A 24,064-nucleotide genomic window follows, 5' to 3' on the forward strand; every position below is an offset into this window, starting at 1 on the left:
GTCCCGTTCGGCATCTTGTGCCTCGTTCGGCAGTTCCAACTGCCGAACGAGGCAGCAAGTGCCGAACGAGCGGGGCGCTCAGGCGCCCGTGACCATCCACCGGTCGCCACGTGCCCGCAGGCCCGTGGTCAGTGCGCGGGCGAGCATGAAGACCCCCGCGAAGGCCGCCCACAGCCACGCGAGGCCGACCGCGCCGTCGGGGGCCCAGGCCCGGATCGCCAGCGCGCACGGCACGTACAGCGCGAGGGTGAGCAGGCCGGCCCACGCGAGGTATCGGCCGTCGCCCGCGCCGATGAGGACACCGTCGAGCACGAACACCCAGCCGGCCATCGGCATGAGGACGCCGCACACGACCAGCCCGGCCGTCACCGCGAGACGGACGCCCGGGTCGGGGGAGAACAGCGGCGCGATCCACCAGCCGGACGCCGCGAAGAGCACGCCGATCACGGCTCCGGCGCCGACGCCCCACTGCAGGCAGCGTCGCAGCACCGCCCGGACCCGGTCGACGTCGCCCGACCCCAGACCGTGCCCGACCAGCGCCTGAGCGGCGATCGCCAGTGCGTCGAGGGCGAACGCCGCCAGTCCCCACAGTGAGTTGACGACCTGATTCCCCGCGAGGGCCACCGCACCGAGCGAGGTCGCCGTCCACACCGTCAGCAGGATCGCGAGCCGCAGCGACACGGTGCGGACGAACAGCGGCGCACCGGCGACGGCGTTGGCCCAGATCCCCGCATGGTGCGGACGCAGGGACGCACCGCGCCGGCGGGCTCCGGCGACCACGACGGCGGTGAGCACGAGCGCCATCAGCAGCTGCGCCGTCGTCGTCGCCAGCGCGGAGCCCGCGATCCCCATCCCGGCGCCGTACACCAGCGTGACCGACCCGACCGCGTTGAAGACCGCACCGCCCGAGGCCACCCACAGGGGGGTGCGGGTGTCCTGCAGGCCGCGCAGCACGCCGGTGGTGGCGAGCACGAGCAGCATCCCCGGCAGACCGGGGGCGGACCACCGCAGGTAGGTGACGGCGTGGGCGGCGACGTCGTCGGACGCGCCCATGGCGCTGACCGCCCACGGGGCGGCGAGGAGGAGGGCGGCGGCGAGGACCGCGCCGAGGAGCAGAGCGAGCCACATGCCGTCGATGCCGGACTGGAGCGCCTCGCGCTCTGCCCCGGCGCCGAGGCGGCGCGCCACCGCGGCGGTGGTGGCGTAGGCGAGGAACACGCAGAGGCCGACGAGGGTGAGGAGCAGCGTCGAGGCGAGGGACAGCCCGGCGAGCTGCGCGGTGCCGAGGTGGCCGACGACGGCGCTGTCGACGAGCACGAACAGCGGCTCCGCGACGAGCGCCCCGAGGGCCGGCCATGCGAGCGCGAGGATCTCGCGGTCGATGCGGCGCAACTCACCCCCACCTTTCTTTCCTCCACAGGCTGGTAACAACATCGCTGCAGGTCACAGCGATATCTGGAGTTGTACACAGGAGATGTCCCCAGTTGTGCACAGGGTTTTCCACCGCTGGTGCACAGGTCTCGGCAGTCTTCCACACCCTTGTCCACAGGTGTGTCCACAGCGTCTTTTGCGCACGGTTCCAGGCGCGCCTAGCGTCGTCCCGGGTGTCAGAGGTGGACTGTAGAACAAGGTCGTGAGGACCGGTCGATCAGCCCGGGTCGGGTCGTGGTGCCGGTGGGAGCCGGGGGAGGTGGGGACATGTCGATCGAGGAGCTGGAAGCGAACTACTCGCCGTCGCGGGCGGGGTTCGACCGCACCCCTCCGCAGGACGTCGACGCCGAGATGAGCGTGCTCGGCGGCATGCTGCTCTCCAAGGACGCGATCGCCGACGTGGTCGAGCAGATCCGCGGCATCGACTTCTACCGCCCGGCGCACGAGGCCATCTACGACGCGATCATCGACCTCTACGGGCGCGGCGAGCCCGCCGACGCGATCACCGTGGTCGCCGAGCTCACCAAGCGCGGTGAGATCGGGCGGATCGGCGGCGCCTCCTACATCCACGACCTCATGGCCGGGGTGCCCACCGCGGCCAACGCCGGTTACTACGCGCGCATCGTGCGCGAACGGGCCGTGCTCCGCCGGCTCGTCGAGGCCGGCACCAAGATCGTCCAGCTCGGCTACGCCACCGACGGCGGCGACGTCGAGACCGTGGTCAACAACGCCCAGGCCGAGATCTACGCCGTCACCGAGCGCAAGACCTCCGAGGACTACGCGCCGCTCGCCGACATCATCGGCGGCACCATGGACGAGATCGAGGCCGCGGGGAACCGTGGCGAAGGCATGACCGGCGTGCCGACCGGGTTCGCCGACCTCGACCGGCTCACGAACGGGCTGCACCCCGGGCAGATGGTCGTCGTCGCGGCGCGGCCCGCCATGGGTAAGGCGCTCGCCCTCGACACCCCGCTGCCGACGCCGACCGGCTGGACCACGATGGGCGACGTCGCCGTCGGGGACGAGCTGATCGCCGCGGACGGGACACCGACGCGCGTGGTGCGCGCCACCGAGGTCATGACCGGCAGGCCCTGCTACGAGGTCGTGTTCGACGACGGCACGACGATCGTCGCGGACGCCTGGCACGAGTGGGTGACGAGCACGTCGGGGAAGCCTGCTGACGCCGCGGTGCGGACGACGGAGGACATCGTCGCGTCGATGCGTGCGGGTGCTGCACACTCGGTGGCGCGGCCCGGCGCCGCCTGGAAGATCGTCGACGTCGTGGCGGTCGGTTCGGTGCCTGTGCGCTGCGTGGAGATCGACCACCCGGAGCACCTCTACCTCGCGTCAGCGGCGAAGATCCCGACGCACAACTCGACGCTCGCCATCGACATCGCACGGTCGGCGTCCATCAAGCACCAGAAGACGTCCGTCGTCTTCTCGCTCGAGATGAGCCGCAACGAGATCACGATGCGTCTGCTCTCCGCCGAGGCGCGCGTGCACCTGCAGAAGCTGCGCAACGGCTCCCTGGGCGACGACGACTGGCAGAAGCTCGCCAAGGTCATGGGCAAGGTGTCCGAGGCGCCGCTGTTCATCGACGACTCGCCCAACATGTCGCTGACCGAGATCCGCGCCAAGTGCCGGCGGCTCAAGCAGAAGCACGACCTGCAGCTCGTGGTGATCGACTACCTGCAGCTGATGACGTCCGGCAAGAAGGTCGAGTCGCGCCAGCAGGAGGTCTCCGAGTTCTCGCGTGCGCTGAAGCTCTTGGCGAAGGAGATCGAGGTTCCTGTGATTGCGCTGTCGCAGCTGAACCGTGGCCCGGAACAGCGGCAGGACAAGAAGCCGGCGATGTCGGATCTTCGTGAGTCGGGCTGTCTCACCGAGGACACCAAGATCCTCCGCGCCGACACCGGCGCTGAGACCACGATGGGCGAGCTCTTCGCGCTGAACGCGAAGGACGTCCCGGTCTGGGCGCTCAATGAGCGGCTGCAGTACGTGCGACGTCACCTCACGCACGTCTTCCCGACGGGAGTGAAGCAGGTCTACCGGCTGCGTCTCGCCTCCGGTAAGCAGATCGAGGCCACGGCGAACCACCCGTTCCTCACCTACGAGGGCTGGACTCCGCTCGGCGAGCTCGAAGTCGGCGCTCGCCTCGGAGTGCCGCGCCATGTGCCTGGGCCGGAGCAGAACATCGAGTGGGACGACCGCAAGGTCGTCATGCTTGCGCACCTGCTCGGAGACGGTTCATTCGTCAAGCGGCAGCCCATCCGCTACGCATCGATCGACGAGCGCAACCTCTCGGCCGTGACGGACGCGGCGGAAGCCTTTGGGATCACAACCATCCGTGACGAGTACGCCGCCGCACGCGTGACGACGCTGCGCCTGCCGGCGCCCTACCGTCTTGCTCGAGGCCGGCGGAATCCTATCGCCGAATGGCTCGACGACATGGGCCTGTTCGGTGCGCGAAGCCACGAGAAGTTCATTCCGTCAAGTGTCTTCCACCTGCCGAAGCACCAGATCGCCCTGTTCATCAAGCACATCTGGGCCACCGACGGCTCAGTGACGATCAACAAGAACGGGCGCAGCGGGCGGATCTACTACGCGTCGACGTCGCGCGAGCTGGTTGACGGCCTGTCTCGGCTGCTGCTCCGCTTCGGGATCTCGACGCGGTTGCACCGGACGACACTGAAGGGTGCCTACCGGCAGGGTTACACACTGGACGTCAGCGGCGTTGACGACCAGCGCCGCTTCCTCCAGGAGATTGGTGTGCACGGCGACCGTGGGGACATCGCAGAGAGACTGCTGGAGATCATCCGCGAGACGCAGGCGAACACCAACATCGACACCGTGCCGCGTCAGGTCTGGGACGACGTGCGGGACCTTCTCGTGGAGCGAGGAATGACGCATCGCCAGTTTGCTGAGGCGATCGGCACCCAGTTTTGCGGCAGCACGCTCTGGAAGCGCTCGCCGTCCCGTCAGCGGTTGGGGAAGATCGCGGCCGTCCTCGAGAGCGAAGAGCTAGAGATGATGGCGGTGAACGATCTCCTGTGGGACGAGGTCGTCGAGATCGAGCCGGTCGGGGAGAAGCAGGTATTCGACGCGACGGTCCTGGATACTCATAATTTCGTCGCGAACGGCATCGCTGTCCACAACAGCATCGAGCAGGACGCCGACATGGTGATCCTGTTGCACCGCGAGGACGCCTATGAAAAGGAGTCACCGCGCGCTGGGGAGGCAGACCTGATTGTTGCAAAGCACCGTAACGGCCCGACCGACACGATTACCGTCGCGTTCCAGGGGCACTACTCGCGGTTCGTTGACATGCAGGTGTGACGAGGACTGTTGTTGTCGACGTGCAGCCTAGTTTTCTCAATCCTCCGTCTACGCAACTTGAGGCCATGATGACCTCGACATGATGATTCCATTACCTGTCTGGAGTCGTGGGATGTGCCACCATCCTGCGATGGCCGCTTCTGACTGGTTCCTTCCCGCGCCGCCGCTTCCTGGCGTCGTGCCTGCGCGAGCGCGCACTGTCTTCGTGGTGACGCACCCGGAGGCGACACACCACGTCGACGGGTTGGTCGGTGGTCAGTTCGACTCGGAGCTGACGGCGAAGGGTCTCGAAGACGCGGAGCGGATCGCTGCGGCGTTGGCCGGATGGATCGGTGAAGAGCGCAGCCGGTCCGTGGTCTCGTCGGATCTTCGCCGGACGGCTCAGACAGCGACAGTGATCGGCGACGTCCTGGGCGTTGAACCCGACCTCGACAGGCGCCTGCGGGAAAAGTCATACGGCGTGGCCGGTGGTCGTGAGCAATCGTGGTTGGACGAACGGTTCGTCTCGCCGCCGGCGGTAGGCGACCGGCTGCGTCACCACGAGGGGATCGATGGCGCCGAAACGCGCCTGGAGGTGGCGTCCAGGGTCTACGCGGCGATGTCCGACGCCCTGGCGCGCGACGGCGGCGGGGCCGGAGCATGGGCGGTGCGTGGCGGGCAGCTGGAGCACGACGACGGACGGGCCCGGGCGCGGCGGCCGGGGCCCGCTGCCGGTCGACGGGCCGGTGGGCGTGGGCGGACAGAACGCCGGCGACGAGCACGACGCGGGCGGGCGAGTCGCCCGGCGCCGGGGCCCGCGGGCCGGCGGGACGGCGGCGGGGCCGGAGCATGGGCGGACAGAACACGGCCAGGCCCGCGGAGCCGGGGGGCGGCGGCGGCGCCACCACCGCAGCGCGAGCCTGCGGACTCGATCCAGTGCGTACGCGATCAGGGCGGCGGAATCGTGGTCCAGCTCGAGGCCGAAGGCCGCCGCGATGTGGACCAGGACATGAGAGGCGAACATCGGGTTCATAACGCGGCACAGTGACGGGCGCTGGGGGTTTACGTCGCGCCCTCAACGAACACCCGGACCAGCAGGGGCACGACCACGACGGCCGCGAGCACGGGGGGCCGCAGGCCACCGGAGCGGCCGACGACAGGGCAGGCCGGGCGACGACGGACGAGCCCGAGCGGAGCCACCAGCAGCCGACGGAGGAACGAGCGAGCACCCGGGGGGCCGGGCGAGCACCACGACACCCGCACGGCCCGCGGCAGGCCGACGGCAGGTGGGCGGCAGGTGGGCGGGGCCCTAAGGCGTCTCCCAAAAGCCACGGCGGGCAGGCCGCGAGCGCCACCGGGCGCGTCCGCGATCTGGCTACCACGCGCCCGTTAGCCGGGTCGAGGGCGTCGCGCTCCGGTGGTGCCCAGACCGACGGCCCGCTGGGCAGGTGGCGGGCGTAACCTCCCGGGCGCGGATTGAGTGTGGAGAGCTCGCATCCTCGCAGGTGACAGCCTTCCCCTTGCTAAGGTCTTGGGCATGATCCTCTGGCTCAACGGGCCCTTTGGGGTGGGCAAGTCAACGTGCACCCGACTGCTGCTCCAGCACGATCCGCAGGCTCGCCAGTACAACCCCGAACGACTCGGCTGGTTGCTCCAGCGCACGGTCGGTCTCGTCCGCCCGGGCGACTTCCAGGATCGTCCCGTCTGGCGCCGAGGCGTGGTCCATGGTGCCCACCGAGCGGCTCGGCGGACGCCAACGCTGGTCGTTCCGATGACCCTAGTCCGCGCAGACTACGCGGACGAGATCCTCGGTGGTCTGCGCGCGGCGGGTCACGAGGTCGTCCACGTGACGCTGCACGCCCCGCACGAGACGCTGGTTGCCCGCATCGAGAACGACACGGACGACCCTGGGGCCCGGAACTGGCGGCTTGCCCAGGCCTCCCGCTACTTCGAGGCAGCTGACCGCCTGGCCACGCTCGGGCCGCGTGTCGACACCGAGAACCGCACCGCGCAGGAGGTGGCCGCAGCGGTGCTGGCGGTCCGAGACGCTCGGGCGACCGGAGCCTAGCCTCGGGCTTTCGCCGGTGGGGTGTCCGAGGGGGTGACCGGTTGAGAGAAAGGTCATCCGCGCCCCGCAGTGTGAGGTGCGAGCTCGAGCGTCGGCGGCCGCCGTCAGCGCCGCAGCAGCGTGTCCGCCGTGACGCGACCCATCAAGAACGCGAGTACAGCCCCGGCGGGAGCCAGCGGTGTCAGCACCGCAGCCTGGTCCAGCAGTCCCGCACCGGCAGCGGTCGCCCAGAGAAGTGCCGCCATGACCAACGCGGAGAGAACCCACAGGGGTCGGCGCCATCGTTCGGCGCTGGGGTCGAACTCTGGCCGCCCGTCCCCCATGTAGCGCATGCGCCTACCGTCGGCATCCACAGCAGTGAGTACCCAGCGGGTGGTCATCCACCCTACGGGCTCGGCCATGATGTACTCCAGGTTGGGCCGATCGGAACTCACCACTTGCGCGATCGGGAGCTCGGAGTCAGCTTCAAACCTCTGTGTGACCCGTGGCCCTTGGTGCAGCCTCGCCCGTGTCATGAGTGCGGCCTGTGCTCTGGTCGTCAACGTGGCTCAACGCAGATGAGGGTGTAGCGCTGGCTGGCTGATCTGGCCGGGGATGGGTCGAGGTCCCCCAGGATGGGAGTTCTCACGCTCACCATCTGGAAGACCTCGACGTGGACGACGCTACCTTCTGCACACCTGACCTGACGACGTTCGGGACTGCTGCACGGATAGGTGACAGCGGTTCTCAGGCGGCGAGTGCGACCTGAGTGGTGATGATGGCTTCGTATTCGATGGGGGTCAAGCGTCCGAGACGGGTCTGGCGGCGGCGTCGGTGGTAGGTCCGTTCGATCCAGGTGATGATCCGGATGCGCAGCTGCTCGCGGGTGGTCCAGCGGCGCCGGTCCAGGACGTTCTTCTGCAGCAGCGCGAAGAACGACTCCATGGCGGCGTTGTCGCCGGCGGAGGCGACCTGGCCCATGGATCCGCGCAGGTCGTGGCGCCGCAGCGCTGCCAGGAATTTGCGGCTTCGAAACTGGCTGCCTCTGTCGCTGTGCACGATGCAGCCGGCCACCTCGCGGCCCTCGACGGCCCGTCTGGCCACGGCGTTCTCGAGCGCGGCCACGGCCAGTCGGGACTTCATGCGGTCGCTGATGGAGTACCCCACGATCCGGTTGGAGTAGACGTCCTTGATCGCGCAGAGGTAGACCTTGCCCTCGCTCGTGGGGTGCTCGGTGATGTCGGTCAGCCACAGTTCGTTCGGCGCCGAGGCGGTGAAGTCCCGGTTCACGAGGTCGTCGTGCGCGGGCGGGCCGGGCTTCTTGCCGTTCTTGCCGCGCTTCTTGCCGAACACGGACCACCAGCGCCCGTCGCGCACGAGTCGCCACATCGTGCGGTCGCACGCGTGATGGCCGGCCGCGCGGGCCTCGTCGGCCAGCAGCCGGTACCCGAACTCCGGGTCCTCGGTGTGGGCGTTGAACAGGGCGTTCGCGAGGTAGGCCTGCTCCAGCTCACGGTGGCTCACGGGGTTGGCGAGCCATCGGTAGTACGGCTGGCGAGCAAGCTTGAGGACCCGGCACGTCACCGCGACGGGGACACCGTCAGCGGCGAGCTCTCGGACGAGCGGGTAGCTCATTTTCCCGGCAGGTGCGCCTGGGCGAAGTACGCCGCCGCACGGCGCAGCACCTAGTTCTCCTGCTCAAGCACGCGGACGCGCTTGCGGGCCTCACGCAGCTCGGTCGACTCGCTCTTCGTCACGCCGGGCTTGGCGCCGTCCTCGACGTCCGCCTGGTGCAGCCAGTTGCGCAAGCAGGACTCGCTGATGCCGAAGTCCTTCGCGACCTGCTTGATCGGGGTCTCGCCCTGGCGGGCGATCGCCACGACGTCGTCGCGGAACTCCTTGGGGTGGGGTCTGGGCACGGTGAACATCCTTCCAGCAGCACCCGCAGGCACCACAAGTCAGGTGTCACCTATCCGTGCAGCAGTCCCGACCCCTGGAGGAGCCGGCCTTCTGAGGTGCGCTCGTGCCTGTCGGGTCACCGGGCCGCTGCGTTGACCGCCTGGGCCAGCTCCGCGTAAGGCGTCGGGCCGCCGGTGGCCTCCTGCAGCCAGGCTCGCGACATCTCCCGGCCGGCGCGCTCAACGACGACGTGGCGAGCCAGCACGTAGAACTCCCACTGGGCCACGTCGAGCTCGTCGTAGCTGTCGTGGTCCAGCGCGGTGTGCACGCACAGCACGTACACGTCAGCGTTCCACCCCGGCTCCCCGTACTTCCCGATCGAGTGGTCCCACGGTCGGGCCTGCCCGACCTTGAACGCACCAAGGCGCGCCTCGCGCTGCGCCCACGCCTGCACATGTGCCCGCACTTTGACCTCTACCCGCACCCCTTCGGGTGTCAAGACGTCGTAGGAGTCCCACTCGACCCGGTTGCCGGTGGCTCCCAGGGCTCTGGCCACCAAGAACTCACCGAGATACCCCCGCACGTTGTTCATCCGTAGGTCGCTTAACGCGAACCGCCAGAAGTCCAAGACCGTGGCGTCCAGGCCGTCGAACCGCTCGGACCCGTCCAGCGTTCGTGGCTGCGGACGGGTAAAGGGTGGCGGGTGAGAGGCGGCGTCGTCAGTGGTCATGGCGACCATGATGCGCGAGGCCGGCACAGCGGCGCTCGAGGAACTTCGAGTGGGAGCACTGGGGATCGCTGGCGCAGGGCTACTACACGCGGCCGCGGTTGAGCTCGGGCTCCTCGTCGCGATACAGCGTGACCTTGCGGGCCTCGACGATCCATGGGCAGCGTTCGAGCGGGACGACTGTGATGGCGACGATGATCGGCCCGCCGCGTCGAGTGGAGAAGCACCCGCAGTCAGGCCGAGACGCTTGGGGCATCTACTCCAACCAGCAGCGACGGGTGACCCAGGCGAAGTTCAGCGCGGCGAGGCAAGCAATGCTCTCCAGCGATCAGTTCCGGTTCAGGCCGTGCTTCCGTGTGTCCAGGACGTGCTTGAAGTGACTCTCTGTCTGGTCGATCACGGGCGTCGGCGTCGCTGGGTCGAACACTCGCAGGATCGAGAACCGGAAGCTCGTCGGGTCGAGACCGCGCAACTCAACGTTGCCGCCGTGACCGTTGGAGGCATAGACGCCCCAGCGCTGGCGGATGCTCTCGGCACCGTCAGCTTTGCCGACGTACTGGCGGCCGTCGCGTGTGTCGGTGATCAGGTAGATCCCCACGACGGAGGAGAGCGCGGTGCGCCACGCGGCATAGCGGTGCTCGCGCATCACAGCCTGGAGCCGTGCGTGGTCGAGGATCAGCCGGTCGAAGCCGGGGAACGGTATCGGCTGGGAGTCGGCGATCTCCACGACGGGGTAGCCGGCAGCTGTCGGTCCGTTGAGCCGCCAGGTTCGCGGAGATCGCCAGCCGATGACGAGGCGTTCCCTGAGGTCCTGCATGTGGTCGGACTGGACCAGGTCGAATGTCCGTCGCTGGCCGTCGTTCGATGTCTCGCCGCGGTGTTCGACGACTGACCACAGGCGAGCTCTGGTGCCGCCTTCGGGGACGAAGACGATCCAGAAGCGAGGCGGTTTGGCCGGGAACTGGCGAGGGTTCGAGGACTGGCTGGCCGTGTAGGCCAGGATCTCGTCGTCCGTCGAGTCCGCGTGGATGCCACTGGTCCCGGTGTCCTCGTGCTCCTTGACGTAGGCGTGGCGTATCACCTGGGCGTCGGCCGGGCTGATGCCAGCGCTGCGCAGGATGGGTTCGAGCGTCAGCGTCATCGGGGCCTCGCTTCCAGACGCCTTGCGGTCGGTGCACGTCGACACATCTTCTCAATGGATCTTCCGCGCCATGACCAAGCCCGCCAGCTCAGAGCGGTCTGCCCAGGCTTCCGGAAGTCCGCTGAACCTGGGGCGCAACGGTTCCGCGACGCCGCCAGTACACTCGACGGAGGGCCCTGTGGGCAGTCCGCAACTGGTCGTAGGGGGTAAGCCGTGGACGGTCGGGTTCCGTGGAGTACGTATACCGGTGATGATGTCGAGGCAGTGGCCGCGATGTTCATCAACACCGAGCACCCCAACTCCGTGCGGATTACACCTTCCAAGGGTGACGGCGGCATCGACGTCCTTGATCCGAGTGCTGACTCCGGCGGTGGCGACATCGTCTACCAGGTCAAGCGTTACGCGGAAGCGCTATCGAGCAAGCAGAAGACCGAGGTGGAGAATTCGCTCAAGCGGCTGCTCGGCCCGGACGCAGACCCACGCTGGGCCAACCTGAACGTCACCACCTGGCGCCTCGTGACACCTTGGGGTCCGACGCCCGAGGCGTACAAGTGGCTGCAGGGCCTCGTGGCCCCGTACGGCGTGCGGGTCCATTGGGACGGGCTCACCTTCTTCGACCGTATGGCTGCCAAGTACCCGAACGTCATCGACTACTACCTGCACGGCAACCGGACTGCGATGTTGGAGGCCCAGGCGTCGGTCATGGTGCTGATGGCTGGGGGTGAAGCGCCCGAGGGCAAGGTCTCCGCCGAGTACGTCATGGAGCGGGTGCAGAAGGCCGTTCGTGTCCTCGACGACGACCCCCACTACCGGTTCGAGTTTCGCGTCGGGCACGGAGATCCGCCCGAACCTCAGATGCGGCCGGGGCTGGTGGTCAGCACGTGGCGCATCGACACTGCTGCCCACACGTGGTTCAGCGTGGACGTCCTCGCCCGATGCGCCGCCTCCCTCCAGGTCCGCCCGCTCACCTTCGAAGGACTGATCACCGCGGCGCAGGGCAGCGCGGACGCCGACGCACTCAAGGATTTCGTCGAGTACGGAACGCCGTTCATCAGCGCGGCCGGGGGCTTCTCGGGTCAGATGGACCTTCCGGGGGGTCTAGGCGGGCCGCTTGAGGACGCGACCGTCAAGGTCAGCCCGGTCGTTGGTGCCGACGTGGGGGACGATCCGGAGCTACGTCTCGAGGTTCTGGACGCCTCTAAGGAGTCGATCGCCGAGGTCCACACGGACCGGATCGAGATGACCAAGGGCACGGTGGGCATCCGTGTCGTGCTGCGTGAGATCCATGGCGTGTTTGAGCAGGTGCGGCGCTTCGATCTCGTCAACCAGCAAACGCACGTGACGTTTACCGTGTTGGACATCGAGGGGCTGCCCGTCTCAAGCGTCCGCCCGGCAGTCGAGTTCCTCGAGGCGTTCCGCGCGCCGAACTCTGCGCGCGTGAGTGTCCGTCACAGTCCAGCGCACCTGGGGGCCGTCGAAGAGATCCCGGCGGTGGGGGGCAGTTCCTTCGGTTCCCTCGCCAGGATTCTGCGGCTTCTCGATGCGCTCCAGCAGCACACGTCGACCGTAGTCAAGGTCCCCACCCCAGATCACATCAACCACCAGCAGGCAAAGTGGGACTTCTCGGCGAGGATCCTGCGCGGTGAAGAGGTCGTGGTCACGACGCCGGAGAAGACACCGGTCGTCGACTTTGAGCTGCCTGCAGGCAGCGCGCCACCAGAAGAAGGGCCGATCACGCTCGCGGTGCCACACCAGGTGTCCGTCGGAGACTTGGCCATCGACCTCGGCCGCCTTCACCTCCACCTGGACAGTCCGGTGCTCATCGGCTCGGCAGCCAGCGAGAGCGGCCGGACCGTCTACCGGTACACCACCTCAGATCAGCGTGTGCGCTACACCCTGGATCATGACAACGTCACTGGACATCACAGTTAGACCTACGTGGTTCGAGCGACGTCTTCACGCACGCAGACAGCACACGTTGGTCTGGTGGGGCCGGGACCGTCTACGGGCTCGGACTCAGCAATTCGATTCCAAGGTCGCGAGCGTCTCACAGACTCATAGCGTTTGAGTTGGGCGTGCTTGGCGCTGCTTGGCAGCTTCATGCGGCTCACTCCCGGGTCCACCGCTCAGGCCGGCGGGTGCTCCACCCGGTCGGTGGTGTCGTCGGTGACACGCATGGCACGGCGCCCGTTGTAGTCGACGTCCAGCCCGACCCATTGCCCATTGGCAAAGCCGATGGCGTGGCCTCTGGTCGGAGGGGTGCCATCTGGTCGGAACGTGACAGGTGACCTCATTCCGACCACGGCGCCGCCCAGGAGTTGCTGCGGTGTTGGTCCCATGGGAAGGCTCGGGTACGGGGCGATCCGTGCGTCTGTGCCGCTCCAGGCGGCGTGCTCCGCCGCTGCGACGTGGAACAGGGCGCCGTACACAGTGGCCAGCATCGTCGACTCGACGAGGAGGGCCGATGTGTCCAGGCGGAGGCGGGTCAGCTCGAGCCCGTGTTCGCCGCTGTCATCCTTGGGCCCTTTCGCGAGGTACTCGACGAAGGGCTTGTCGAAGATGGGGATCTCGGCCCTGACCGCGTCGGCGGGGAGGGCGTCACCTTCGCGCGGGACAGCCTCGGCCTTGAGAAAGCTGATCCGTTCGTCGGCGCGGGGGCGTACGGCGAGGCCGTGCTTGTACTTGTTGTTCGCTGCGGCCACATGGATGTCGCTGCGCGTGAGGAGCTCGACGGTGTGCTCCAACCATTTGTGGAGGACGTCGACGGCGTGCCGGACGTCCGGGTCCGTCTCGAACCGATGGTGCAACGGTCGAGGTAGCAGTAGTGACAGGTGTACCGACATATCGTCGCAGCCTTCGCACGTCTGGATCGCTTTGAACACCTGCAAGTTGCTGGTCGGGGTGTTGGCGAGTGCCTGCCAGGCGCTGAGGGAGCCGGGCGGTGCGGACCGGGCCTTGAGTAGGGCGAGCCCACATTCTCGCTACGCCTTCAGCGACGTGCTGGCGGAGCGACAGCGCGTCGACGGCGACCTGCAGTTCGCGCGCCTCGGGGGAGGTGGGCAAGAGGTCTTCGCTGCTGCGGCCCCATCGAAGGCGGCGGGCGAACTCGGCGCCGAGCCCAGAATCGTGGCTCGCCCTGGCGCCGTCCCCGTAGGCGATAAGAGATTCGATGCGGGCCATGAAGTAGCTGTGGGGGTCTGAGCTGAAGAAGGAGCCGTCAAGCTCCCGGATCTGCTCAGGACTGGTGGAACGGCCTGTCGGTGGTGGGAGCACGATGCCTCCTCGCACTGGCTGTCAGTCGTGACCGCATCATGCCATTGGCGGTCACCTAGGGAAGAGCGACCGATACCTCTTGTCCGTCAACACCATGCCTCCCATGTCACGAGGAGAGGACAGGGGGCCGTGCAGTGGTCTCTACGCCAGGCGTGACACCGCGCCGGCCGCGAGCAGGAACGCTCCACCAACCACACCGAACCAGATCGACAGCGCCACACGACGGTGCTTGATCCACGCGATCTCCGCCATCACGATCACCTGGCGCGCGATCTGCTCCGCGAGGTCTACTCGACGGATGTCGGCAACAAGGCGCTGCGGCGTCCACGAGCGGGCGTGCCCGAAGTAGATGTAGTTGTTCGCTGCCTCACGGTGGAGGTTCTTGGATCGCAGACGAGGTGCGACGACGAGAGCGCCGAACACCGCTCCGGTCGCGACCAGGACCACGCTCAGGCCCATGAACACGTACTCCAGCCACGTGTCCATCTCGCCGAGCAGCGTGACCGCTCCAGCCAGCAACGCGGCCTGGAACGTCAGTGCGAACGCTGCCTTGGCGTCGACCTTGCCGGTCCAGTCCATCTGAGAGTCGTGGATGCGCCAAAGGTCGTCGTTGCTCACCGGCGGCTGCGTGCTCCCCTTGCGTCCCAACATCAGAGCGACGTCCAGCGGTAGTTGGACGTGTAGTAGTTGTACGAGCCGCCGCCCATGCTGAGCGAGTACGGGCCGGTCCACATGTCTTTACCCTTGGACATGATGACGCTCTCGCCCAGTCCGTTGTAGGTCCCCTTGCCGATTGCGATGTGGTGCCCGGCGAGGGTGTCACGGAGGTCGCTCAACTTCGCGGCCAGGTTCGGGCCGAGACCTACCGAGAGAAGGTCGCTGTTGTTGCGGATACCAGCTCGCACAAGCAGTGCCTCACTGGTGGCGATGCCTGTCATCGCTCGGATGTGCCAGCCCGCGTCCTGCAGCGACTTGAAAACACTCTGAATCTCCGGGTCGATGAGCCTACTCACCGCGTACTCGATCTTCATCGCGGCCCGCACAGAGCGGGTCTTTCGGTTGGCGCCCGTGAACACACCCATGACCCGATCGCCGTCAAAGCTTCGGATGTGGCCGTTCTCCGCGCGAATGATGCGCACAGCGACCTTGAGGAAGGTCGACATCACCGACGCGACCTCTTCGTGAGTGTCAGCGGCCTTCACGAGCCCAGAGGAGTCGATGAGGTCCGAGTACAGGTAGGTCGCCTGGACCACCTTCGCGTCGCTGTACCCCATATCGTCGGGGTCAGGCACGGCCGTGGTCGTCGTCAACCACGTGGTCTTCGTCCAGGTCTTGGAGACCTCCTCTACGGCCTCGTCCACCTGCTCCTTGAGCGTCGCCATCACTACCTCCTCCACCGCGCCAGCTCGGTGGCCCGACCCTAGCGCTGGGCACTGACACCTCGCGAGGGTTCGCCACGCTGCTTGTCCTCCAAGCGACACGGGGGCCGACGAGCCCTACTGTGGCAGAGGCCGACACGTTTAGGGACGGAGTCAGCGGGCGCGACCGTCACCTCCAGGCTGTTCTCCGCTCGGTCGCGTCGGCACCGCGCAGGTCGCGGAGGACGGCACGTCCACGATCGTCCTCCCCGAGGACGTCGTGCTCGGCGCGCACCGCATCGCCTTCAACCGGGCCGACGACCCGCTTGTAGGTTGGACGCCGCTGACCACCGTGGCGCGGACGATGACGGATCTACCCGGTGACTCGCGAGGGCTCTAACGAGCCGGCAGCGCTCAGCGCATGCGCTCGGTGAGACGGGTCCCGCGCTGGGTCGCTGGTGAAGCCGTTGATCAGCACACCGTTGAGGAAGATCCGGATGGAACCGAGTGACGAAGGCGTGACGACCTGCCCCCATGAGAAGGGCGAGGGCCAGCACTGCCCAGGGGCGAGGCCATCGAGAACCGCCGGCCACCGGCCGGGACGATCGTTCACTCCGATCACGGCGTTCAATTCGGGTCCTGGGCCTCCACCACCCGGGCCAAGGAGTCCGGCCTGGTGCCCTCGATGGGATCGATCGGCGACTGCTACGCAGGCGCCGTCATCGAGAGCTTCTGGTCCCGCATGCAGGTCGAGCTCCTGGACCGCCGCCGCTGGCGCACACGCCTGGAGCTCGCCAACGCGATCTTCGAGTACCTCGAGATCTTCCACAACCGCCAGCGCCGGCACTCCGCCCTCGGCTGGCTGACACCCGTAGAGTTCGAGAGCACAGCAACGATCACCGTGGCCTAGATTCCAGCAATCTGACTCCACGGAAGCCGGGGCCGACCACGCGCCTCCTACAGACCCAGGGGGTTCAGTACGTTGAGTGGGTCCGGTGGAGTTGGAGCAGCCTTCGGGTTTCGCTATCAGTACCTGGTTACGGTCGAAGTTCTTCTTGACCTCTACGAGGGTTCCTCGGCGTCGGGATGGCGAGTCGGTGTTGACCTTCACGGTCAAGACTCTGCGGACATCCTCGTCTTCGCTGGGCCGTCTGGACCTCTGTCGCGGGCGGTTCAAGTCAAGGCGTCGATGCGATCCTCGGCGACGAGGATGAGTTTGCCCACTGCGCAGAGGTGCCTCAAGGCTCTGTCGAGCGAGCATCCGGGGGCTGACGCGCTCGTGCTGCGGACGAATCGCACATTGAGTAGGCCCGCTGCCGACTACGCAGAACAGTTAGGCAGGTCTCGACGAAGGGCGGCCGGATGGCTATCGCTCGATGCGCGGATTGAGGATGTGAGCGACATCGTGTCGCGACTCCTAGAACGCATCGCTCGAGTCCGGCAGCGCGGCAGGGGCGGGATCGGTCGGCGCCTGTACCACGTACTGCTCGCTCAGCTCACGGACCTCGTGGCGGAACGAGGCTCGCAGAACGTGTCGCAACTCATCGACCGCAGCGACGTCGCGAACATCCTCGACGAGCCGGCGGCGCTCTTGGCCGACGCGATTCAGACACGCTCCTGGGGAAGGGCACACGGGGTGCCGACGGCCGCGTTCTTGTCGCGCCCAGCAATTGCAGGCTTCCTTACCGGCCACCTGACAGAGGAAGCGCTCTACGGAGGAACGCCTGTTGTCGCGGTACTGAGGGGACTGTCGGGTTCAGGCAAGTCGGCCGCTGCCGCGGCCTGGGCCGCCTGCCACAGAGAGAACTACGCGGCCACGATGTGGGTCGACGCGGCAACAGATCAGGGCCTCGCTGACCGAGTGCCAGGGCTGCTCGAATGGTTGGGCGCTGACCGGGAACTAGGCGACAACCCTGCGCAAACCCTGTGCGACGCGCTCGCTGAGCTTCCGGTTCCCTGGTTGCTCGTCCTGGACGGTGCGCGTGATCACGCCGTGACGAGTAGTTGGACTCCCGTTTCCGGGTATGGGCACGTGATCATCACCACGAACCGTGGCGATTGGCCGATCGACATTGCACCGCTGCACGAGATCGGTGCGATGGCGGATGCCGAAGCACTCGCACTGATCCGGCACCGGCTTCCCGCACCGTCACCTGGGGACGACGCGGTGGTGCTGCGGTTTGCGGCACGACTGGGCCGATGGCCGCTTGCGATCGACCTTGCCTGCGCCTGGGTACGTGGGCTGGGTGGCGACCACGCGCGTCTGGCCGAGTTCGTTTCGAGACTCGATCGCCTCGACCTCATGGCTGATACGACACCGCTAGGCAGCTACCCGAAGGTTCTGTCTGTCGTGGTCGGCGAACTTTGGAGCGATCTTTCGCCTCAGAGCCAGGTCATGCTCGGAATCGTTGTCGTCAGCGGAGGTGCTCACGTGCCCCGGTTGCTGCTCGACCGCTGGGCTACTTCGTTGTCTTCGAATGCGCCACTGCAGATCGACTCGGAGTCCGCGGTCGACGAGCTCGTCGCGTCATCGCTGATAACGCGCCGGCTCTTGAACGGTGCGGGGGATGTTTTCGCGCTTGACGAGGCCATCTTTGTACATGAGGGGATACAGATGGTCCTCTCGCGTGGAGTCGGCGCAGAAGTCGGGTTCATCGCCAGCTGGTTGGAGGTGCTTGCCGATACCGTGAACGAATTCGTGAACGGGGCCAACATTGTCGATGCTTCGGCCTTGTTGCCTGTCGCCACGGAAGTCGTCAATTCGCTGCGTGCAGCGAGTGTGCTCGACGACGAGGGCGAACTGGCTCTCCGATTCATCCTGCTCCAGGCGACCACGATGATGCACAACCTCGGGGTCGTTGCGACACTGACACGTCTGTTCGACGCCGCATCGATGTGGCTCCGTCTGGCAGTCGACATCCGCGAAGAGGTGGCCACCGAGGACCAACGCACGACGACCGGCTATGCGGCATTTCAGATCGAGACGCTAGCCGCGCTCGTGCAGGTCGTACTCCGGCAGGACCGTCTAGAGGAGATCCAGCCGGTTGTCGAAGAAGCGCTCCGTCACTTGGGCGCGTGGTCGGTTGACGATCTTGAAGAGTCCGGTGTGGCGGTCGGGCAGGCGCTGGGCGTCCTGGCCGAAGCGCTGCAGTACGCCCCGGATGATAGCTCCCTGCAGCGCGCGCGGATCGATGCGGCGTTGGCCGACTTTGCTCCTCAAGGGTCCGACAGTTCCTCCCTCCAACGTCAGTTGATCCGGTTCAACGACGTCCGCGAAAGGGCACGGTTCTACGCAACCGCGGAGCAGTGGTCCCGTTCCGTTGACGCCGTCCTCGCTGCCGCCGACGAGGCGGTTGCATCCGGGATGCTGGAGCATGACGCGGTAGAGGCGGTACTCGATTGCGGGCTCGAACTAATGCACTCGAGACTGCGTCGGCTTGGCCCGCTGCCGGCAGGCTGGTCGGCAGCACTGGCGCGCATCCTAGAGTGGGGCGAGTCCCACGACGACGCCTTCGACCTGTCCCAGCAGGCCCGGTTGTCGATTCTTGGACCGCTCGCCGGGGAGAACGAGCTCGGGTTGCGCTCAGTGCTGGGGCAGGTTAAGGGCATCGCAGGAGGATCGCGGAAGGTTGACGCTTGGGTGACCTTGGGCGAGATGGTCATCGAGTCGATAGTCGCAGCGCAGCGGTCCGGACGACTGCTCGACAGCGACGGGCTGCCCGAGGGGATGGAGCTGATCCGGACCGTTGACGGCGGGGCGGAGAGCCTGTGGTGGCCGATCGTTGCGCACGACGAACCAGTCCTTGCGTTCGCTGCGGCGAACGCGGTGATGTTCGTCGGTTCGCATGTGCTCGATCCGCTTCGCGAAGCTCTCGTCGTGGCCGGCTTCCCCGACGAGCTCGGTACAGATGGCCAGCCACGGCGCGCGGACGGATGGAGCATCCGTGTCGAGGACGACACCCTTACCCTGGAGAGCCCGAATGGAGACGAGTGGCTCACGATCGAGATTGATCGAGGCGATCCCGACCACCGCAAGTGGCTTCAGGCGGTCAGCAGAGCGGATGAGGTGCGCGTTCTTTGCCGGGATGTCGCGGACGTGTCCCCTGAGGAGATCCTGGCGACCACCGTGCAAGCGTTGGTCGCAGTGCGACGACTCGACCAACCGACAACTTCACGCGCGCGTGTTCTGACCGTGCTACGGCGCTGGGGCACCCGGGGGAGAGCCTAGGGACGTCCCATGCTGATAGCTACCAGGCGCCAGCACCCTGCCCCGGCCTGGTTGTCTGGGAAGGATTTCCTGCATCTCAAGAAGCCCCCGGTGACGTCGACGCTCGAGGGCGGCACGCCGTTGCTTGCACAACCCGTGCGCCACGCCCGGAAATGTGCAAGGTAGAGCGGCGTGTGTGCGCAATCGGCGCTGCATGTCGACACCCGCACAACTCACCAGTCGTCGTCCCGCCGATCTCAACTGGTGCTATTAACGCGCTTTCGGAATCGACTCAGCATTGGCGTTGCGAATGAATGTGACGAGCCCACGCACTCTCATGCCAAGGTCGTAGGGCATCGGTGTCTCGTCGCCCCATTGTTTGACGCTCTCGAGCGCGACCCGTACCTTCGAAACCGAGTCGAGACCGGTCTTGGTCCGCGCCAAGGGGTTCTCGTATTGCCTGGCCGTCCTCGGCACCGCACGAGGGTGAGTGGTGGACAGCGACCGACTCAGCAGTTCTGCCGGCACGTAGTTCTCGATGGTGTAGCCAGCTGTGATCCAGGCGATCCCATCACAGCCTTCGAGCTCGTCTCGGATCCTACGCTTGGACCTGTTGAGACGCTGACCCTTCTTGGTCCGGTCAGAGTCAATGACGATCGCCATATTGCGGTTCAGTCGCCGCAGCTTGATGAACTCGTCGACCATCTCGTCATCAACGTCTTCGGTGGTCAGGTGGTTCAGCAGTCCGCCGCCATAGAACATGATTGAGTAGTGGACGCCTTCGACAAGGTCCGCGGTCTCACGGCGGATCCAGTGGTTGACGTAGATCCGGTCGGACGGCCCTTCAACCCAAATGATGGCGTTCGCTTGCACGATGTCCGATGCGTGGTAGCCGAGGTCAGCGCAGATCAGCGACCTGTCCGACGGTGTCACTGCGGGGCTGATGCGCGTGCCGTCGGGCGACCACGTCGCGTGAAAGATTGTGGCGATGCTGCTGTCGAGGAGATGGGCCGAATGGGTGGCGACGAGGTACTGGTTGTTTGTCTCATAGGCCAGGTAGCGCAGCAGCTTGCGTTGCAGCACTGGGTGGAGGTGGATCTCCGGCTCTTCGATGCAGACGAGTTGCTCCTGGATCAACGTCGCCGCGGATGCCATGATCACGACCTGATGGATCCCGGTGCCGAGGTTCTCCAGGGGCAGGACGGTGTTTCCGCGGACGACGTTGATCGTCCCGCCATCGCGTGGGGCTTCCAACTCGACGCTGGGATCGTCGAGTACGGCTCGCACGAAGTCCCTGATCTGGATCCACCGGCGACGGTCGTCGTCCCTGCCGGCGACGGGGCGATCGAGCCTCCCAAGTGCATCGATCAGTCCGGATCCGTCGTAGCGCTGTTCATCGTCGGTCGCGGGCCCGATCTGTCGGAACGCGTCGATTGTCTCCGCGCGAGGAGCCTCATCGCTAGGCTTAAATCCCTCAAGCAACGCCGACGCTCGAACCTGGACGATCGTCGCCCGGTCTCCTCCGAGGTTTGGGAACGCTTGAGCCAGTGCCCGTTTCTCGTGGACATCGGCCTGGCTAGCGATATGCGCGAGTACCTCGGCATCGCGGCTCCATCCGCGACGGGTCCACGGCTTTCCGCCGGTTGAGCGGCCGTCTCTCTGCTCGACGAAGTGTGACCACACAAGGTCGTCGCCGGTGGCTGAGATCGGAGGTCTTCGCATGAGGCTGATGAGGTTCTTCAGGTGAGGATTGCCGACCCGGTGCTTTTCTCCGATCTCTGTGGCAGAAACGTCGGCGGCAATCGCCATGCGGAGCAGCGGTGCCTGCGCGAGATCGACAGGCCTGTCCAGTTGCTGGAGTTCGAGCTTCTTCCCCGAGCATAGAAGCTGAGCGAAGCGCAGTACGTTGGACTTGCCTGCGTTGTTCTGGCCGACGATGAGGTTGACCTTGTTCAGAGGGCCGACGTACTGCATCTCGCTACCAAACGAACGGTAGCCTGCAACGCCGAACCCCTTGAGTAGTTCCATGGGCACTCATCCTGGCAGGTTTCACCGACAACAGCCGACCGTCGTTGGACGGCGTGTCCCAGACGAGACCGTCCTTCACGTTGCTGCCGTAGTCGTGCCGGAGGCCGACGGAGCGGTCGCCCCCGGAGCTGCAGAGGCACATCGCTCTCGACGCCAGGGCTTCCTGTGGGCAGGGTCCGCGTCGCGGACTGGTGGTGTGGACCGTGCGCCCCTACTTTGCGCACCTACCGCGACACGCCCGAGATCGCGCAAGGTAGGCAGGCGTGTCCGCGCAATCTGCGCTGCACGTCGACATGTTTTGTCGACGTGCAGCCTAGATTTCTCAATCCTCCGCCTACGTAACTTGACGCGTTCATGACCACGGTCGGAGGGTCCTCGGCGTTGAGCGAGGTCAGCGTGCGACGGCGTGCTCCTTCAACTGGCCGCTACCGCAGACCCGAGCGGCTGCGCGAGCGGGCCTGGTGTAGGCACTGCTCGTGGGCCGTCGGAGGGCTGGTGTGGTCGATACGGCTCGGTAGTGCCGGTGCATCGCCTGAGGACTGGCCTGGGCGAAGTCGCGCCTGATGGCGTCGAGTTTCGAGCGCACGTGGCGAACCTCGGCGAAGTCGGGGCGCAACAGTCGCTGAGCGCCGTCCCGCCCTTGCCCTCTCGACGTGGCCACGTCAGTGATATTCATGGCGTGTGAACCCAGCCAACGCCGACGACCTCTCCTTCGACGCCATGCTGTGCGACATTGACGGAGTGATCCGCTTCTACGACACCGACGTGGTGTCCCGGCTGGAGAAGCGGGCCGGTCTGCGGGCAGGTACCACGGCAGCCATCGGGTTCGCGCCGGAGAACGACCTGCCGCTGCTGCTCGGGCAGATCACCAAAGAGCAGTGGGCCCACTCGATCGTCCAGAGCCTCGTTCCCGACGTCTCGCGCGCCGAGGCGCAGATGCTGGCCACAGCGTTCACCGAGGCAGAGTCCCGGACCGATGACGTCGTCGTGCGCCTTCTACGCCAGGTCCGGTCGTACTGTCCCGTCGTTCTCGTGAGCAATGCGACGGTGTGGCTGGACGAAGACCTTGAGCTCCTCGGGCTGCGCGACCTCGCGAACGACGTCGTCAACAGCTCGCTCGTGGGCGTCGCCAAGCCCGACCGTCGTATCTACGAGATCGCCGCTGAACGGGCAGGCGTCCCCACTGACCGTTGCCTGTTCGTGGACGATCGCGAGGAGAACACCACGGCAGCAGCGGAACTCGGGATGACGACGGTGCTGTATCGCTCCGCTGCCGGGCTGGAGGAAGCGCTCGCCCCTGTCCTCGAGTCTTCACTCCTGACCTGAGTACCCGAGCATCACAGCAGACCGACCCACGACTTGAGGTCGTCGAAGCGCAACTGGACGAGCGGCACCCGGTCTGTCAGCGGCTCAGGCCGACGACGCGCCCGCTCGACGCTCACCTACGCGTAGTCCGCCCAGATCCGCTGCTGCTCACCGTCGACAGTCATCGTGCCGCCGTGGGGGACGATCCACTGTGGGCGTGTGTGGCCGAACGGCACGCCCACGGCGATGACGGCGTCAGGGTTGTAGCGCTGCACCGTCTCGATGGCGGCATCGCGCTGCTCGGCACGCTTGTCGGCGCGCTCCGCGGACGTCCGGTGGACCTCGAAGGATGAGGTCGGCGGTCGGGCGACGACGACGGCGTCGACGGCGTCGAGGAGACCGCGCTCGCCGAGCGAGCGGACGATCCAGGCGAACTCCCGTGCGGGTGTAAGTAGCTCGGCACCTTCGAGCAGCAGGACGCCGCCCTGCATGACGGCGGGGTCGTCGGGGAACCGACCGGCGGTGAGGATCCACTCGATCACCTCGATGCACCCTCCCCAGGTGCGGCCGGTGACGGACCGGGCGGGTCCGGCCCACGTCCACGGCTCGGTCGACTCGCGGTCGCCGTACTCGGTGAGCGCTGCAGGGTCCAGCCAGTCCTTTCCGATGTCCTCGGACTCGCCTGGCTCGGTGATCTCCAGGCGCTCACCGGTGAGCAGCGCTGCGCGCAGCGAGGCGGCGTGGATCGGGTCGACGGCGGGTCCAGGGCCGAGGTGGACCTGGGTGGAGCCGCCGTAGAAGCCTGCGACGCCGTGGGTCCACAGCCAGTTGAGGAGGTTGGTGTTGTCGCTGTGTCCGAGGAAGGGCTTCGGGTCGGCCCGCACCAGGTCGGCGTCGAGGTGGGGGATCACGGTGATCTGGTCCTCGCCGCCGATGGTGGCCAGGACCGCCCGGATGGCGGGGTCGCTGAACGCTGCATCGAGGTCGGCGGCACGGGCCTGCGGCGTCGCGCCGAGCTGGCGCGTGGTCGGGTACTCCACGGGGACCAGGCCGGTGATCTCCTGCAGACGCGCCATGGCTTGTTCGTGCACCGCCGGCGCGAACCCGGGCGCGGCGAACGATGGTGAGACGACAGCGACCTTGTCCCCGGGGGCGGCCTTGCGCGGCGATGCGAGCTCCATGACCGACAAGGTGTCACACATGGACGCGAGTCGAAGACGACTTTTCGTCGGACCTGTGTCGCAGTGTCGGCCAGAATGTACATTCTGAAATGTCCCGCATCGAGCATGCCCGAGCCTCATGCAGCACTCGTGACACTATCCTTGCGGATACT

Annotated in this window: 16 protein-coding genes and 1 pseudogene; 7 read left to right on the forward strand and 10 right to left on the reverse strand. The window is 66.7% G+C overall.

Annotation, left to right across the window (positions count from 1 at the left end):
• Window positions 1-78: 78 nt before the first annotated feature.
• Window positions 79-1,392, reverse strand: coding sequence for an MATE family efflux transporter (locus ACH5HR_RS15105; protein WP_416478610.1), 1,314 nt, complete (start codon window positions 1,390-1,392; stop codon window positions 79-81).
• Between the two features lie 306 nt (window positions 1,393-1,698).
• Here ACH5HR_RS15105 and ACH5HR_RS15110 point away from each other — a divergent pair, with 306 nt between their 5' ends.
• The 3 genes from ACH5HR_RS15110 to ACH5HR_RS15120 all read left to right on the forward strand — a co-directional run bounded on the left by ACH5HR_RS15110 (window position 1,699) and on the right by ACH5HR_RS15120 (window position 6,814).
• A complete protein-coding gene (locus ACH5HR_RS15110; RefSeq protein WP_416478612.1) occupies window positions 1,699-4,767 on the forward strand; it encodes a replicative DNA helicase in 3,069 nt (1,022 codons plus the stop codon).
• 130 nt (window positions 4,768-4,897) lie between these two features.
• Window positions 4,898-5,794, forward strand: a complete 897-nt coding sequence (locus tag ACH5HR_RS15115) for a histidine phosphatase family protein (protein WP_416478613.1) — start codon at window positions 4,898-4,900, stop codon at window positions 5,792-5,794.
• Between the two features lie 489 nt (window positions 5,795-6,283).
• Entirely contained in the window at window positions 6,284-6,814 is a 531-nt protein-coding gene (locus ACH5HR_RS15120) for an AAA family ATPase (protein ID WP_416478615.1), read from the forward strand.
• A gap of 104 nt (window positions 6,815-6,918) precedes the next feature.
• Here the strand turns inward: ACH5HR_RS15120 and ACH5HR_RS15125 are convergent, their stop codons facing one another.
• From ACH5HR_RS15125 to ACH5HR_RS15140, 4 genes and pseudogenes are all read right to left on the reverse strand, one after another.
• Complete coding sequence (locus ACH5HR_RS15125) at window positions 6,919-7,146, reverse strand: hypothetical protein (protein WP_416478617.1); 228 nt, start codon at window positions 7,144-7,146, stop codon at window positions 6,919-6,921.
• 394 nt (window positions 7,147-7,540) lie between these two features.
• Window positions 7,541-8,712, reverse strand: a pseudogene (locus ACH5HR_RS15130) (IS3 family transposase).
• A 116-nt stretch (window positions 8,713-8,828) separates the two neighbouring features.
• Window positions 8,829-9,422: a hypothetical protein gene (locus tag ACH5HR_RS15135; protein ID WP_416478619.1), complete on the reverse strand. Its 594-nt coding sequence runs from the start codon at window positions 9,420-9,422 to the stop codon at window positions 8,829-8,831.
• Window positions 9,423-9,747: 325 nt separating this feature from the next.
• Window positions 9,748-10,560, reverse strand: a complete 813-nt coding sequence (locus tag ACH5HR_RS15140; protein ID WP_416478621.1) for a GIY-YIG nuclease family protein — start codon at window positions 10,558-10,560, stop codon at window positions 9,748-9,750.
• Between the two features lie 273 nt (window positions 10,561-10,833).
• On the opposite strand from ACH5HR_RS15140, the gene ACH5HR_RS15145 reads away from it, so the two are divergent.
• A complete protein-coding gene (locus ACH5HR_RS15145) occupies window positions 10,834-12,492 on the forward strand; it encodes a hypothetical protein (RefSeq protein WP_416478622.1) in 1,659 nt (552 codons plus the stop codon).
• Window positions 12,493-12,686: 194 nt separating this feature from the next.
• Here ACH5HR_RS15145 and ACH5HR_RS15150 read toward each other — a convergent pair whose 3' ends face one another.
• From ACH5HR_RS15150 to ACH5HR_RS15160, 3 genes are all read right to left on the reverse strand, one after another.
• Window positions 12,687-13,442: a hypothetical protein gene (locus tag ACH5HR_RS15150; RefSeq protein WP_416478624.1), complete on the reverse strand. Its 756-nt coding sequence runs from the start codon at window positions 13,440-13,442 to the stop codon at window positions 12,687-12,689.
• 532 nt (window positions 13,443-13,974) lie between these two features.
• Window positions 13,975-14,451, reverse strand: coding sequence for a Pycsar system effector family protein (locus ACH5HR_RS15155; RefSeq protein ID WP_416478625.1), 477 nt, complete (start codon window positions 14,449-14,451; stop codon window positions 13,975-13,977).
• A gap of 32 nt (window positions 14,452-14,483) precedes the next feature.
• The gene (locus tag ACH5HR_RS15160; protein WP_416478627.1) at window positions 14,484-15,215 is read right to left on the reverse strand and encodes an adenylate/guanylate cyclase domain-containing protein; all 732 of its coding nucleotides are present in this window, start codon (window positions 15,213-15,215) and stop codon (window positions 14,484-14,486) included.
• 661 nt (window positions 15,216-15,876) lie between these two features.
• Between ACH5HR_RS15160 and ACH5HR_RS15165 the strand changes: the two genes are divergently transcribed.
• Window positions 15,877-16,101 (forward strand): integrase core domain-containing protein, encoded by a 225-nt coding sequence (locus ACH5HR_RS15165; protein ID WP_416478641.1) that lies wholly within the window; start codon window positions 15,877-15,879, stop codon window positions 16,099-16,101.
• Window positions 16,102-16,584: 483 nt separating this feature from the next.
• Entirely contained in the window at window positions 16,585-19,419 is a 2,835-nt protein-coding gene (locus ACH5HR_RS15170; RefSeq protein WP_416478628.1) for a hypothetical protein, read from the forward strand.
• Window positions 19,420-19,668: 249 nt separating this feature from the next.
• Here the strand turns inward: ACH5HR_RS15170 and ACH5HR_RS15175 are convergent, their stop codons facing one another.
• The gene (locus tag ACH5HR_RS15175) at window positions 19,669-21,426 is read right to left on the reverse strand and encodes an AAA family ATPase (protein ID WP_416478630.1); all 1,758 of its coding nucleotides are present in this window, start codon (window positions 21,424-21,426) and stop codon (window positions 19,669-19,671) included.
• 681 nt (window positions 21,427-22,107) lie between these two features.
• On the opposite strand from ACH5HR_RS15175, the gene ACH5HR_RS15180 reads away from it, so the two are divergent.
• The gene (locus ACH5HR_RS15180) at window positions 22,108-22,752 is read left to right on the forward strand and encodes an HAD-IA family hydrolase (protein WP_416478631.1); all 645 of its coding nucleotides are present in this window, start codon (window positions 22,108-22,110) and stop codon (window positions 22,750-22,752) included.
• A 116-nt stretch (window positions 22,753-22,868) separates the two neighbouring features.
• Here the strand turns inward: ACH5HR_RS15180 and ACH5HR_RS15185 are convergent, their stop codons facing one another.
• Window positions 22,869-23,933, reverse strand: a complete 1,065-nt coding sequence (locus tag ACH5HR_RS15185; RefSeq protein ID WP_416478632.1) for a S66 family peptidase — start codon at window positions 23,931-23,933, stop codon at window positions 22,869-22,871.
• Between the last annotated feature and the right edge of the window lie 131 nt (window positions 23,934-24,064).

Source organism: Isoptericola maris, from assembly GCF_048065335.1.
GTDB lineage: Bacteria > Actinomycetota > Actinomycetes > Actinomycetales > Cellulomonadaceae > Isoptericola > Isoptericola rhizosphaerae.